The 14063-nt window shown below is 38.7% G+C and carries 9 protein-coding genes, 10 tRNA genes, 2 rRNA genes and 4 pseudogenes; 2 read left to right on the forward strand and 23 right to left on the reverse strand.

All coding sequences use genetic code 11. The annotated features are described in order from the left end of the window. Positions 1-78 precede the first annotated feature (78 nt). Both MLD65_RS17330 and MLD65_RS17335 read left to right on the forward strand, forming a co-directional pair. The gene (locus MLD65_RS17330) at positions 79-321 is read left to right on the forward strand and encodes a transposase (RefSeq protein ID WP_243293089.1); all 243 of its coding nucleotides are present in this window, start codon (positions 79-81) and stop codon (positions 319-321) included. Positions 322-402: 81 nt separating this feature from the next. Next, a pseudogene (locus MLD65_RS17335) lies at positions 403-792 on the forward strand (transposase); the annotation flags it as partial. 357 nt (positions 793-1149) lie between these two features. On the opposite strand, the pseudogene MLD65_RS17340 reads toward MLD65_RS17335, so the two are convergent. From MLD65_RS17340 to MLD65_RS17450, 23 genes and pseudogenes are all read right to left on the reverse strand, one after another. Next, positions 1150-1466, reverse strand: a pseudogene (locus MLD65_RS17340) (DUF4256 domain-containing protein); the annotation flags it as partial. An 88-nt stretch (positions 1467-1554) separates the two neighbouring features. Continuing rightward, positions 1555-1860, reverse strand: a complete 306-nt coding sequence (locus MLD65_RS17345; RefSeq protein ID WP_243293090.1) for a hypothetical protein — start codon at positions 1858-1860, stop codon at positions 1555-1557. Between the two features lie 176 nt (positions 1861-2036). Beyond that, positions 2037-2765, reverse strand: a pseudogene (locus MLD65_RS17350) (Mu transposase C-terminal domain-containing protein); the annotation flags it as partial. Then, positions 2762-3593 (reverse strand): annotated as a pseudogene (locus MLD65_RS18515) (TnsA endonuclease C-terminal domain-containing protein). The pseudogenes MLD65_RS17350 and MLD65_RS18515, both read right to left, overlap by 4 nt. Before the next feature lie 92 nt (positions 3594-3685). Beyond that, positions 3686-5491 carry a glutamine--fructose-6-phosphate transaminase (isomerizing) gene (gene glmS / locus MLD65_RS17360; protein ID WP_243293091.1) on the reverse strand — a complete coding sequence of 602 codons (1806 nt, stop codon included), beginning with the start codon at positions 5489-5491 and terminating at the stop codon, positions 3686-3688. Between the two features lie 559 nt (positions 5492-6050). Continuing rightward, positions 6051-7397, reverse strand: coding sequence for a phosphoglucosamine mutase (glmM, locus tag MLD65_RS17365; protein ID WP_243293092.1), 1347 nt, complete (start codon positions 7395-7397; stop codon positions 6051-6053). Positions 7398-7429: 32 nt separating this feature from the next. Beyond that, entirely contained in the window at positions 7430-8725 is a 1296-nt protein-coding gene (locus tag MLD65_RS17370) for a CdaR family protein (protein WP_243293093.1), read from the reverse strand. Next, positions 8718-9536, reverse strand: coding sequence for a diadenylate cyclase CdaA (gene cdaA / locus MLD65_RS17375; protein ID WP_243293094.1), 819 nt, complete (start codon positions 9534-9536; stop codon positions 8718-8720). The genes MLD65_RS17370 and cdaA overlap by 8 nt, the downstream gene beginning before the upstream one ends. 102 nt (positions 9537-9638) lie before the next feature. Further along, on the reverse strand, positions 9639-10238 hold the full coding sequence (locus MLD65_RS17380) for an anti-sigma factor family protein (protein ID WP_243293095.1): 600 nt from the start codon (positions 10236-10238) through the stop codon (positions 9639-9641). An 18-nt stretch (positions 10239-10256) separates the two neighbouring features. Then, positions 10257-10820, reverse strand: a complete 564-nt coding sequence (gene sigW, locus MLD65_RS17385; protein WP_243293096.1) for an RNA polymerase sigma factor SigW — start codon at positions 10818-10820, stop codon at positions 10257-10259. A 217-nt stretch (positions 10821-11037) separates the two neighbouring features. Further along, positions 11038-11946, reverse strand: a complete 909-nt coding sequence (gene rocF, locus MLD65_RS17390) for an arginase (RefSeq protein ID WP_243293097.1) — start codon at positions 11944-11946, stop codon at positions 11038-11040. Positions 11947-12359: 413 nt separating this feature from the next. Beyond that, positions 12360-12432 (reverse strand) — tRNA-Ala (locus MLD65_RS17395). Positions 12433-12467: 35 nt separating this feature from the next. After that, a tRNA-Gly gene (locus tag MLD65_RS17400) sits at positions 12468-12542 on the reverse strand. Between the two features lie 5 nt (positions 12543-12547). Further along, positions 12548-12620, reverse strand: a tRNA-Lys gene (locus MLD65_RS17405). A gap of 160 nt (positions 12621-12780) precedes the next feature. Further along, a tRNA-Gln gene (locus MLD65_RS17410) sits at positions 12781-12855 on the reverse strand. Between the two features lie 142 nt (positions 12856-12997). After that, positions 12998-13082 (reverse strand) — tRNA-Tyr (locus tag MLD65_RS17415). Between the two features lie 13 nt (positions 13083-13095). Beyond that, a tRNA-Thr gene (locus MLD65_RS17420) sits at positions 13096-13168 on the reverse strand. Positions 13169-13325: 157 nt separating this feature from the next. Further along, positions 13326-13401 (reverse strand) — tRNA-Val (locus MLD65_RS17425). Positions 13402-13404: 3 nt separating this feature from the next. Beyond that, positions 13405-13479 (reverse strand) — tRNA-Glu (locus MLD65_RS17430). A 15-nt stretch (positions 13480-13494) separates the two neighbouring features. After that, positions 13495-13567, reverse strand: a tRNA-Thr gene (locus MLD65_RS17435). A gap of 1 nt (position 13568) precedes the next feature. Beyond that, positions 13569-13643, reverse strand: a tRNA-Asn gene (locus MLD65_RS17440). 8 nt (positions 13644-13651) lie between these two features. Then, positions 13652-13766, reverse strand: a 5S ribosomal RNA gene (gene rrf, locus MLD65_RS17445). 107 nt (positions 13767-13873) lie between these two features. Then, positions 13874-14063: ribosomal RNA gene (locus tag MLD65_RS17450) — 23S ribosomal RNA — on the reverse strand; the annotation flags it as partial.

The raw sequence follows: 14063 nt of genomic DNA on the forward strand, positions 1-14063 counted from the left end.
GCTCTTCTACTTTAGCTTATCGTCTTCAAATTGTTGATCATTGTCATGGACGAGCCATTTCAGATGTGGCTTGTGAATATGGACTACCGTACACAACGGTCGAACGTTGGTTTTATACATATGCACCAAAATTTAGCGATTGTTCCAGTACGAGACGAAGAAGCGATTCAATCGGCTCTTTCTTGTGTGAAAGGAACCATTCAACAGGCTGTGAGCGATTTAGCACCGGCCATGGCCAAAGCGATTCAATGCGTTTTTCCGTCTTCCATTCATGTGCTTGATCACTTTCATATTATTCCAAGAGTGTTGATTAACCAATAAAATCCAAAAAAACAACAAAAAAGGACACCTTTCCTGTAGAATGTAAGTACCAACCAACAAACCAAGGAAGAGGTGTCCCTTATGAAAAAGAATACCACGCTCCCGAATTTACTGCAAAAGATTATTTCTGAAGATGAATTAAAAATGATTGTGAAAGCTGTTGGTTACAAGGATACTGCTCGAAAGTTTGATGTTCAAACGTTAATCGAGTATTTGGTAACAGCTTCAGCTAATGAGTGGAAAAGCTTTCGGCATGGGGCAGATGTCGCCCCTACGTATGGACTCGCACAGGCAGACTATTCAACGTTTTCAAAGAAAGCCAGTCATGTGGACTTTGAGATAATGAAGCAACTTTTTGACTTGGTTGTATCTAAATGCAACCGTCAAACTCGTCGATCATTAAGGTTTCCGCGCCAATTAGTAGTGGTTGACTCCACAACGATGACGGTTGGAAAATCACGACTCCCATGGGATAATCTTCCACTATTATTCCGCTCCGGATACCAACTATTTAGCAGTAGGTACCGACTTTTTAGCGTGGGGAAGAAGAAAGTAACAGCTACATACAACTACTGTAGACTTGGAATAAAGTATGATTGAATTAACTTAATAAACCTTGATATAAGAGCGAATAGAATAAGCGTGTTTTGAAAAAAAGATTGATCAAAACACGCTTATTCTAAATTCAATTGAATCATCCTTTTATAAAAAAGTTTGATAATTTTGTGATCCTTGCTCAATTAAAGCACCCGATAGTTGAAGAATGAAATTAAAGCCTTTCCCTAGGTGATTCGTTCTCAAATTCAAATGCAGCTGTCTTTGCAAAATTTAAACCCTTAGCGAGCCACGGAACCCCCTGGCAGCATAGTAGGATTCTGCTCCATTGTGGTACACGAAGACGTGCCCGAAACGACAATCGCAAAAAAGGGCCCCGCCGAGTTCTCTAATATCAGAGGGTGTTTGTACCCAACTCGACGTTTTCATATCTAAATTTTCAATTTTCTGAAACGCTCGATATTGTTCTTCTGTTAAAAGTTCAATGCCCATGGCAGTTGCCATATCAATAGCGTTATTTTCTGGTTTATGTTTTTTCTTGACTCCAGCCCTTCACGGTCGTAACAAACACTTCTGCGCCCTTTTGTTGAAGATCAAGATAGTATTATGATTGCTGCCTTTAGCTTGTAAGCCTTGCTATTATTGGCTGAAAATGAAAGATGATTGTTTTTCTATTCATTATGGCATATTATAACGCGGGAAAAAGTTATACACCATAAATGCGCCGAATAATACGAACATGATCGGGCCAAAAATCGCACCTTCTGTAAAACCGACGATTCCCCAAATAATACAAATAAGACCAAACCAGGAAGCCAACGAACTGACAATATAGGAATATATGGCGCTAATAAACGTCAGTGTCCGCCCTAAGAATTGTCCTGATCTAGGCTCTTTTGCTATATGTATGATACTTAAAACAACGCTCCATAATAATAGTGCTGGGATTCCCCATAAAAGAATTAATCCAAATAACTCTACCATTTTCCACCCTCATTATCCCTAAGCCTTTTTTTCCTCAAAGATTACATATTAATTATTCTCTTTCCCGCTCTTTATTTCCTTCTTCAGCAAACCTTCTCCTATAGTTTAAGTACATTCCTTCACAACCTCCATCTATTTTAACAAAATCTCTAATTATCTTTAGAGAATATCCTCTACCAATAGTAAAACTGATTATAAGAAGGGATACGATTAGCTTCCCAAATGCGGTACTGCATCTCACCATTTTCTTTATAACTATCTGAATAAAAATCTCGAAGAATAAAGTAATAAACATCTTTTAGTGAATAGTTATTTGTCTTTCGGTAGTATTTATTAATTGCATGTTCAAACTGCAATTTCACTTCATCAGTTATATTAATACCTGTTTGATATTCTCCACTAATATTTACCCTTCTTGGGCGACCAATTTTTTCTTTCGTTAACGTTTTAGTTTTTCCTCGACCACCAGAATTAGCATAATCAGGAAGCATAGCATTTTTGCTCATACCACGTTGCCAATAACGGCTAAGAAGTTCCTTTACTTTAGGTTTGCCAAGACCACTTTCGTCAACTATCTCAGTAATTTTCTTTTCTCTACCTTTTTTCTTCAGCAACTCTTTCATATTGGGAATAATATATTTTTCGATGGTTTCCCAATCTTCCTCACGTTTATAAATTTGCACTTCAGAAAGTTCATTATCAGGAATAGCTCTAGAATATGGATCACTAACAACTAATAACCCACCTTGATTCATTTCTGTTTGCAAATTGGAATATAGTTCTCTTTGAGGCATAGCACTGGTTGTATCAATATTCACTATATATACATATGATTCTTCAATTTCAATAACACGTATTCTTTTAGAATCAGATACATATTGAAGTACTTGATTAATGTAAATCATCCGTATCTCACCTTCTTCAACTTGCTTTCATCAATAGACTTAATAGCTATTGTGTGTTCTAAATTTATAGGCTCTAGCATATCAATTCGAATAATTTTTTGAGCGAGTAAATGGTAAAACAATGTAACGCCACTACCAAAAGGCAGATGCGTATCAGCATCAAATTCACTCGTAATCTCTCTAATACTGCATTTACCGTTTAATAAACGCTACATCAATGACATTGATAAATCTTCAATATGCTGTGAACTCATTTCTTGAAAAACGTCATAATCTCGAATATCGTAATAATCATGTATATAGCTAATATTCCGTGCCATCATTTTTGGAATTTCTACTTCCGTTACAATGCCCCAATCAATGTCTCTTCGCTGCCAATACTCTCTTTCTATCTCAAACTTCTCAAGTACACGCTCTTTTAATTGTTCATCTTTATTGTCCTAGCTACTTCAAACACTCCTTGACCTTTATCTATTGTTAATAAAAAATCCGTTGTCATCACAATAGGTTCACCAGTTTTAGGATCAGTTGGATGTTTTATACCTAACTCATCTGCAATAAATATTGTTTCTTCCAACGGTAATAAAGGAAACTGTTCTCGAATATCAATAATGACATCTGAATATTCAGTTAGGTAAAAGTAGTTTCGTTCCAAATCGGATAAAAACTCATGTTGCCTTCTCGTCTTTATCCCTTTTAAACGAGTAGAGCGACCTAATGAAGATACATCCTGAATTTTTAACCACGGCTTATAATCTATACCAATACCAGAGCCTCGGCCTTCTTTTATCCATTTCTCATTTGAGTGATTCTTTTTCGTTTCGACATAAAAAACACCCCTTTGGCTAAATAATAACCAAAGGGGTAAAGCTTCGCAACTTTATTTCAAATCAACAACTACTAAAATTACTTCGTCCCCATTATTCCACCGTAACAGATTTCGCTAGGTTACGAGGCTTATCTACGTCACAGCCACGGTGTAGTGCCGCATAGTAAGAGATTAATTGTAACGGAATAACAGAGATTAATGGTGTTAAGTCTTCATGCACAGTTGGAAGGATGAAGCGATCGTCTTCTTCCTCTAATCCTTTCATGGAGATGATGCATGGGTTTGCTCCACGTGCGACAACTTCTTTTACGTTTCCACGGATGCTTAAGTTGACGTGCTCTTGTGTCGCTAGTGCAATGACTGGTGTTCCGTGTTCGATTAATGCGATCGTTCCGTGTTTCAATTCTCCACCGGCAAAGCCTTCCGCTTGAATATAGGAAATTTCTTTTAGTTTTAATGCACCTTCTAAACCAACGTAGTAGTCCATTGTACGACCGATGAAGAAGCAGTTACGTGTTGTTGATAAGTATTCGCGTGCAATTGCTTCCATCTCTTCTTTTTGGTCACATAATGATTCCATTGCATTTGCAATGATGCCGAACTCTTGCATTAAATCAAGGGACAATTCTCTTCCGTTTTGCTCAGCTGTTACCGCTGCTAAAATCGCTAAAACCGCTAGTTGTGCTGTGTAAGCTTTCGTCGAAGCAACGGCAATTTCAGGACCTGCATGTAATAATAATGTGTGATCCGCTTCACGGGAAAGTGTTGATCCTGGCACGTTTGTAATGGTTAATGCTTTATGACCAAGCTCTTTCACTTGAACAAGTACGGCACGGCTGTCAGCTGTTTCACCGCTTTGAGAAATGAAAATAAATAGCGGTTTATCTGACAGTAACGGCATATTGTAAGAAAACTCACTTGCAACATGGACTTCAGTCGGTACTTTTGCCCATTTTTCAATTAGTTGTTTTCCAACGAGACCTGCATGGTAACTCGTACCGCATGCAACGATGTAAATTCGATCTGCCTCATTAACTGCACGAACAATTTCAGAATCAACATTTAAGTTGCCCGCTTCGTCTTGATATTTTTGAATGATTTTACGCATCACTAATGGTTGCTCATCAATTTCTTTTAACATGTAGTGAGGATATGTTCCTTTTTCAATATCACTTGCATCTAACTCAGCAGTGTATGGAGTACGCTCAACGATATCACCCGTCAACGTTTTAATCGTTACTTTTTCACGTGTGACGATGACCATTTCTTTATCCATTAATTCAACATATTGATCTGTTACTTGAAGCATCGCCATCGCATCAGATGCGACAACATTAAAGCCATCTTTGCCAATTCCGACAAGAAGTGGACTTTTGTTCTTTGCTACGTAAATGACATCTGGATTTTGTTCATCGATTAACGCAATCGCATAGGAACCTTTTAACTTTGTTAATGTTTGACGAAATGCTTCTTCAACATCCATGCCTTGTTTTACAAATTGCTCTACAACTTGAACGATGATCTCTGTATCTGTATCACTATTAAGCTTAACATCTGTTAATAATTCACGTTTAAGCTGTAAGTAGTTTTCAATAACCCCGTTATGAACAAGTGTTAATCGTTTTGATGCACTTTGGTGTGGATGTGCATTTGTTTTACTTGGTACACCATGCGTTGCCCAGCGCGTATGACCAATTCCAATGGTAGATGAAACAGAAGCATCGACAATTTCACGTAAATCTGCAATTCGACCTTTTTCTTTAAAGACGTGAACTTGCTCTCCGTTCACCACCGCAATTCCTGCTGAATCATATCCACGATACTCTAACTTTTCTAAACCGCGTAATAAAATCTCTTTACAATCTTTTTGTCCAATATATCCTACAATTCCGCACATTTGATTATTCTTCCTCCCATTTTAGCGAAGGGACGAAGAAAGATACATCATCGGGGACAGGTTCCTCGAAGCCGAATCTTTCCGTTGTCCCCTCACTCATGTTTTCTCTTTTTCTTTTCTAGTTACGTCTTATTCCTTTGTGCGAAGAGTTGCCTCTTTCGTTTTAAGAACAAGACTTGACGGTTGTAACTAGGGAAACAACCGGGAGGCATCCGCCGATCACTCGATAAACCTCCTCCTCGTCAACTAAGCAATCCGCGCTCATGCTTAGTTCAGGCGCTTTATATGAAATGGATTCCAACAATCCCCCTTTCCAATTATTGACTCATGCAAACAAGAAAATTTTACACTACTAAAAAAGAATATGTCAATCATTTTATTTATTAAATAGGTTGCATGATTAGTATATGTAACGAAACATTTCAACGTTATCCCCTATTTTTCACGGGCTTAACTTATTTTCTAACAAATCATTACATTTATGTTTCAAACGAAAAATAGTCATACCTTGTTGGGCTTATGAAGAATGGGGCTACTTCTACGCGTAGCCCCCTATCATTTACTCTAGTCCTATTTCTTCTCGAACGACATTCGCAATTTTTTCAACATATTCTCGGCATAGCTCTTCTGTAGAAGCTTCAGCCATCACACGTACTAACGGTTCTGTTCCGGATGGTCGAACAAGAATACGACCATTTCCAGCCATTTCTTCCTCGACAGCTAAAATCGTTGATTTAACTTTTTCATTTTCCATGACGCCATGTTTATTTGTCACTTTTACGTTGATGAGCATTTGCGGGTATTTTTTCATCTCCCCTGCAAGTTCTGAAAGCTTCTTCCCAGTTAATTTCATAATATTTACGAGTTGAAGAGCTGTTAATAGTCCATCACCTGTTGTATTATGCTCTAAGAAAATAATATGTCCAGACTGCTCTCCACCTAATACATAGGCATTCTTCTTCATTTCTTCCACTACATAGCGATCTCCTACAGCCGTTTGTACACTATGTATACCAAGAGCTTCTAATCCTTTATAAAACCCTAGGTTACTCATAACTGTTGAGACAACGGTATCGTCCTTTAATAAACCTTGGTCTTTTAAATGTTTGGCACAAATAAACATAATTTGGTCACCATCTACAATGTCGCCGTTTTCATCAACAGCAATAAGACGGTCACCATCTCCATCAAAGGCTAATCCTACATCTGCTCCTTTTTCCTTCACCAACTCTGCTAATGTTTTAGGATGCGTTGAGCCTACACCATCATTAATGTTTAATCCGTTTGGAGATGTACCAATCGTTGTAACATCTGCATCTAAATCAGCAAATAAATGAGTGGCTAAAGAAGAAGTAGCGCCATGTGCACAATCCAATGCAATATGTAATCCAGTAAAGTCTTCATCTACAGTTTGCTTTAAGAATTGTAAGTATTTTTGGCCACCTTCAAAATAATCACTTACTTGTCCGAGATCACCGCCAATTGGTCGAGGAAGTGTATCTTCTGCTTCGTCCAATAAAGCTTCAATTTCTGCTTCTTGATCATCAGATAGCTTAAAACCGTCCGATCCAAAAAACTTAATTCCATTGTCTTGCACAGGGTTGTGAGAAGCTGAGATCATCACACCCGCTTCAGCACCTAAAGCACGTGTTAAGTAAGCAACACCTGGTGTTGAAATCACGCCAAGTCGCATCACTTCTGCACCGATTGATAATAAACCAGCCACTAAAGCCCCTTCTAGCATATGACCTGAAATACGTGTATCCCGACCGATTAACACTTTCGGACGTTCTTTATCCTTCGTTAAAACATATCCCCCAAATCGACCTAATTTAAACGCTAATTCAGGTGTTAACTCACTATTTGCAACACCTCTAACACCGTCAGTACCAAAATATTTACCCATGGATCATCGCTCCTTTTACGTATTCATCTTCATCAAGACAGAGATGTTTGTTCTTCATCTTTTTCTGTTTCTTCTTCTACTACTTCACTAGATGAAATTTGTACTTTAATTTGATTTTTCGATAAGGTCCATGTGATGTTTTGTGGACCGTTCACTTGTACATCAAGGTTATGCTGTCCTTCACCAATATCCGCAACATTTATATATAACTCGATATCAGACTTCTTTATATTTTTCAGTACGTTCTCGGCTCCCTTTAGTAAAATATCAAGCTGAGCGTTTTCAGGATCAAGAAATGTTAGGTTTTCACTATCATTTAGCCCAACTGTTTTGATTGGAAGACCTTCAAAAGAAAGTTCTTCTTCTTTATTAAGTTCAATCGAAATATTGACTCTTTCAGGAACAATCTTTGTCACACCTTCTGGCTTTGGAAGCTCTACTTCAAGCGTCGTATCCTCTTGAATTTTGCTAAGGTCTACTTCGACTCCATCTAGAAATTCCAATTTTTCCAAAATGCTTTTTTCACCATAGACGGTTACCTCATTTGGGTCAACGGAAATATTTTCAATACTAAGCCCTTCCGGTAATGTCCCTTTCTTCTTTACATTTATCGGAATCAATTTACTCGGACTTTTCACCGGTACAGTTACCGTGACAACATTTGGCTCTACTTCTACAGGTAAAACCGTTCCGTTTTGGTCATAAACCGTCACAATCGATTCTTTTTCTATCGTTTCATCAACACCTTCAAGATCGACTCTTGCTTTTACGAATGCTATCCGATTAAGATCTTCCTTTGCTCCCGTAATTTTTACGGTACTTGGGTGTACAATTGCCTCTTCAGGTGTATAGCCTTCTTTCATTTTTTCTTTATTAATGAAATCGACCTCAACTGGAAAATCCTCTGTTACTTTTGGTTGAATATTTACTGTAATGACAGAAGGGTTTATTGTGATCCTTAATTTATCAGATACGTTTTTATGCTTGAGTTGAACACGATGGGTTCCAACGGGGAGCTCTCTCAAATCGGCATATATTTCAAAATCTTTCACTTGTTTAGTCGTCGTTAATAAGCCTGTTGGACCCTCTAACGTCACTGTAACGGTTTGTGGAACACCTGTTACTGCATACTTTTCCTCATCGTAATATACAGAAACGGGTATTTCTGTTAACGTTTCTGAGTCTGTTGTTGTCGTTGTTGGAAAAAGTGAATCATTTGGATGTTTCGTTGAAGACGGAGACTCGATGTTAACCGAAACATATAGCATGACCGCTAAAAACAATGAAATAACCCGCACGAACCATTTGCTATTCATAAATTTATCCATTCTTTTTCGTCCTCCATTGCCAACGGCTTGAAGAAGCAGCTTTCGTCTGACTAAACTCAGATTTAAGCAATTCTTTTAACTGTTCTACCGTTAAGTTTCGGTGCAAATCACCATTTTTTGCAATCGAGATACTACCAGTTTCTTCGGACACGACAAGTGTTAGACTATCCGTTACTTCACTTATTCCGACAGCTGCTCGGTGCCTTGTACCAAGCTCCTTTGAAATAAACGGACTCTCTGATAACGGTAAGTAACAAGCGGCTGCAGCTACTTTATCATGTTGAATAATGACAGCACCATCATGTAACGGCGTGTTAGGAATAAAAATATTAATTAATAGCTCAGACGAAATGCTCGCATGAAGCGGTATTCCGGTTTCAATATAGTCCCCCATACCTGTTTCACGCTCAATCGTTACTAAAGCACCAATTCTTCGCTTTGCCATATATTCCGTTGCTTTCACGATAGCATCAATCATTTTCACATGCTCATCATCTTCCTGATTCATCGTTCGTGCAAAAATCCGCCCTCTTCCTAATTGCTCAAGAGCTCTTCTAAGTTCAGGCTGAAAGATAATAATAACAGCAAGAAATCCCCAAGTAAGCGCTTGATCCATTAACTGTTGTAAAGTTTTTAAACCTAAATATTGGCTCAGTATACGGACAACATAGACAACTGTAATCCCTTTTAATAGCTGTACAGCTTTTGTGCCACGTATCACCATAATTATTTTATATATAACATACCAAACGATGAGTATATCTATAATATCGCCAAGGTATTGAAGTACAGGAAAGTCACCTAAGACCATTTCAGTTTCCTCCAATAATTAATCCATACCCCATATTATAGCATACTACTGTTAACACGCGTATACATAACAAGTAGGTCATCTAAAAAGATGACCTACCCATTAAAACACTTCTTTTATAAGAGATTTTATTTCAAACCAAAGCCATTCAAATAGCTGATCAATCTCTTCAATTTGCCCTGTAACTTGTCCTGCAGATGCTAAATATTGTTCACCATTAATAACGGTTACGTCTCCATCAACTTTCCCTTCAATTTTGATATCACCATTACGTACGATGATATTCCCTTCCACCGTTTCTCCTTCTGGTACAATAACTGTATGATTTTCTACAACGATATTGTCGTGCTTTGTGACACTGAATTTGTCATCTTCTTGATACGTTGTAAACAAGCTTCCGGTCATTAATAAAATAAATAAAGATACTGCCACTAATAAAGGATGACCTCGGAACCATCGATTAAAGCTTACAGCACGTTTCTCTTTCGGCAAGCTTTTCATCACATTTGCCGTAAAATTGTTAGGTGCTTGAATATGTGATGTACTTTGTACCAACGCGACGGCTTTATCAAGCTCTTGATAATGTTTCATACATACATCACAGCTGTGTATATGTTCTTTGAACATTTGTTCTTCATCTGGACTTAAATCGCCGTCAAGATATCGGTGGATTAAATCCGTTACGTTAGAAGGACAACCCATGTTTTTACACCCCATTTCTTATAAATGTCTAAGTTGTTTCCTTAATGCTTCACGTCCTCGATGTATACGCGTTTTTACGGTTCCAATTGGAATCTCTAATATGTCTGATATTTCTTGTAATGAGAGTTCATCAATGTACTTTAAAACGATCACCGATCGATACTTTTCTGGAAGCTTTAAAATTTCTTGTTGAATCATATCTTGTAAATCCATTGCCTCAACTTCTTCATCAGGCTTTAACTCACTTGAAGCAATTTGCGAATACATGGTTAACCCTTCCGTCCCTGATACTTCGGCATCTAAAAAATAATCGGGCTTCTTTTTTCGAATACGGTCAATGGACAAGTTCGTAGCAATTCGGTACAGCCATGTAGAAAATTTCTTATTAATATCAAACGTATGAATATTAACATAGGCCCTAATAAATGCTTCCTGAGCAATGTCCTCTGCTTCATGAGCGTTCCCTAACATCCGATAGCATAATTGATAGATTTTATCCTTGTAAAGATCTACAAGGTCGGCAAATGCTTCTTGATCACCTTTTTTGATTTGTTTTATTCTTTTCTTTACTAATACATCCATATTTTCAACCTCCGCAGCCTGCGGGTATCTATTATACGCTTTTAGTGCCTTCAAAGTTTCACTTTTGACACATAAATTTATTTTAGCAAAAATTGGTCAGTTATGCTGGATAATTTTTTTATTGTATAATCAATATAACGAAAAAAAGGTTACCCTTAAAGGTAACCTAAAAAGCGAATAATAGACAATTGTCAAATATTAGAATCTCTTACTTAATTTAAAGCAATTTTTCTCCAAATAATGATCCCATTAAAGCAACTGCTACAGTTGCTGTTTTATTTTTCTCATCTAAAATCGGATTGACTTCAACAAACTCTGCTGAAGTAATAATCCCAGCTTCAGCTAACATTTCCATTGCTAGATGGCTTTCACGATAGCTGATGCCACCAATAACCGGAGTCCCAACACCAGGTGCATCGTGCGGATCTAAACCGTCTAAATCTAGTGATAAATGAACTCCGTCTGTTCCTTGATCTCTTAAATAAGTTATTGTCTCTTCCATTACCTTTGTCATGCCAAGTCGATCAATTTCATGCATTGTATAGACTTTTATACCCTTTTCTTTAATTAATTCACGCTCTCCTTCATCTAATGAGCGCGCACCGATAATGACGACATTCTCTGGTTTTACTTTTGGCGTAAAGTCCAAAATGTTTGTTAAACTTGGATGGCCAATTCCTAAACTTACTGCTAGAGGCATCCCATGAATATTTCCAGAAGGCGATGTTTCAGCTGTGTTTAAATCACCATGTGCATCATACCAAATAACACCTAAATTTTTATAATTTTTAGCCACACCTGCTAACGAACCGATTGCAATACTATGGTCGCCTCCTAATACTAATGGGAAAGAGTCTGTCTGAATCGCTTCATCCACTTTAGCAGCAAGCTTCCCGTTCGCTTCTGCTACCGCTTTCAAATTTCTTAAGTTTTCGACATTTTCGCTGTCACTACGCTCTGCTCTCCCAATTTCGATATCGCCTAAATCTTTTATTTCATAATTTAATCGTTCTAATCGCTCAATGACACCTGCATATCGAATCGCGCTTGGTCCCATGTCCACTCCGCGTCTCATTTGTCCTAAATCCATTGGAACCCCAATAATTGATACTTTATTTGTTTTCATTCGTCATATCCTCCTTTTCTACCTTACTTATATTTTACCGAGAAAAGAATACATGACTCAACTCGACAAAATATTGTATAAATATACAGAAAATTTCACTTTGTCAGTCACTTGATAATAAAGTGAAGCTTCATTCAGTGTTTTTTTTCATCCCTCACTGAATGTTAGTCCCTACGGGATGATTTAAAGGCCCTTGTGACCCATAGGACGTAGTCTGTGTTCTTTATTTTCGACTTTTATCGGCAAGTCCCCCACCTATCTCCTTTGCTTTACTACAGAATCTTGAGGTGCGGGTCTTACTGGCCGTTAAGAGTGGGATAAACGGATAGATGTAAGAAGATAATAACAAACATTATTATTCTTAAATAACAAAAAACTCCATCACCTTTTCTAAAAGTGATGGAGTGGTTATATGGAGCCTAGCGGGATCGAACCGCTGACCTCCTGCGTGCAAAGCAGGCGCTCTCCCAGCTGAGCTAAGGCCCCGTAATACAAAAAAGATCCATTCTAAAATGGATTTTTGGAGCGGAAGACGGGATTCGAACCCGCGACCCCCACCTTGGCAAGGTGGTGTTCTACCACTGAACTACTTCCGCAAAAGTGAGCCATGGAGGACTCGAACCTCCGACCCTCTGATTAAAAGTCAGATGCTCTACCAACTGAGCTAATGGCTCATATTACAATCAATGATTCTAACTTTGTTTTTTCACTCGTATCAGACACCCAAATCTCAGGAAGCTTATTCAAGACGCGACTCGATTTGTGCGCTGATGTGTCGCTTTGCAGCTTATTCGGTCGTGCTCTACCAACTGAGCTAATGGCTCAAAATATGTATGGCTGGGCTAGCTGGATTCGAACCAGCGCATCACGGAGTCAAAGTCCGTTGCCTTACCGCTTGGCTATAGCCCATTGAAATAATATCATTTACCAAAAGGACATAAATCCTTCAAAGATAAAGATTTTCGTTATATAACTTTATCTTTCCAATAAAAAAATCACTTTATACAACAAAAGTTGTTTTAATGTGATTTAATTAACAATTAAATTAAAATGGTGGAGGGGGACGGATTCGAACCGCCGAACCCTGAGGGAGCGGATTTACAGTCCGCCGCGTTTAGCCACTTCGCTACCCCTCCATATTAAAAGCAGTGCCGGCGAGAGGACTTGAACCCCCAACCTACTGATTACAAGTCAGTTGCTCTACCAATTGAGCTACACCGGCATAAAATCATTTTATATTAAAACCTAGTTTATTAATTTTGAACTCGTCGTCCCGATTTCAGAAAGCTTACTCAAGAAGCGGTTCAATCGGTACGCTGGATGTATCTCACGGAAGCATATTCAACGTGCTCTACCAATTGAGCTACACCGGCAATATATGGTGGAGGATGACGGGATCGAACCGCCGACCCCTTGCTTGTAAGGCAAGTGCTCTCCCAGCTGAGCTAATCCTCCAAATGGTGACCCGTACGGGATTCGAACCCGTGTTACCGCCGTGAAAGGGCGGTGTCTTAACCACTTGACCAACGGGCCAATTCTATTTTCCTAAGCTTCCAACCGGGCTTGAACCGGTGACCTCTTCCTTACCATGGAAGTGCTCTACCTACTGAGCTATGGAAGCATGGCTCCGCAGGCAGGATTCGAACCTGCGACCGTTCGGTTAACAGCCGAATGCTCTACCACTGAGCTACTGCGGAACGATACAGCCTGGCAACGTCCTACTCTCACAGGGAATACTCCCAACTACCATCGGCGCTGAAGAGCTTAACTTCCGTGTTCGGCATGGGAACGGGTGTGACCTCTTCGCTATCGCCACCAGACAATTTTAAGCAACAAGATTTATTATACTTATTTCATTCAGTCTGTCAAGACTTTTTTATTCTCTCAAAACTAGATAACGTGCTTCACTGAAATCTATTCATATATTTAGGTTAAGTCCTCGATCGATTAGTATCCGTCAGCTCCATGTGTCACCACACTTCCACCTCGGACCTATCAACCTGATCATCTTTCAGGGATCTTACTCACATAACGTGATGGGAAATCTCATCTTGAGGGGGGCTTCATGCTTAGATGCTTTCAGCACTTATCCCTTCCGCACATAGCTACCCAGCGAT

This window comes from Bacillus sp. FJAT-47783 (genome assembly GCF_022808615.1).
Classification (GTDB): Bacteria; Bacillota; Bacilli; order Bacillales; family Aeribacillaceae; genus Bacillus_BZ.

Coding starts and splice junctions, on each gene's coding strand:
- rocF (WP_243293097.1), bottom strand. CDS start 11,946: ATGAAAACAAATAAAGTATCAATTATTGGGGTTCCAATGGATTTAGGA.
- glmS (WP_243293091.1), bottom strand. CDS start 5,491: ATGTGCGGAATTGTAGGATATATTGGACAAAAAGATTGTAAAGAGATT.
- MLD65_RS17370 (WP_243293093.1), bottom strand. CDS start 8,725: ATGGATAAATTTATGAATAGCAAATGGTTCGTGCGGGTTATTTCATTG.
- cdaA (WP_243293094.1), bottom strand. CDS start 9,536: ATGGTCTTAGGTGACTTTCCTGTACTTCAATACCTTGGCGATATTATA.
- MLD65_RS17380 (WP_243293095.1), bottom strand. CDS start 10,238: ATGGGTTGTCCTTCTAACGTAACGGATTTAATCCACCGATATCTTGAC.
- MLD65_RS17330 (WP_243293089.1), top strand. CDS start 79: ATGGACTACCGTACACAACGGTCGAACGTTGGTTTTATACATATGCAC.
- MLD65_RS17345 (WP_243293090.1), bottom strand. CDS start 1,860: ATGGTAGAGTTATTTGGATTAATTCTTTTATGGGGAATCCCAGCACTA.
- glmM (WP_243293092.1), bottom strand. CDS start 7,397: ATGGGTAAATATTTTGGTACTGACGGTGTTAGAGGTGTTGCAAATAGT.
- sigW (WP_243293096.1), bottom strand. CDS start 10,820: ATGGATGTATTAGTAAAGAAAAGAATAAAACAAATCAAAAAAGGTGAT.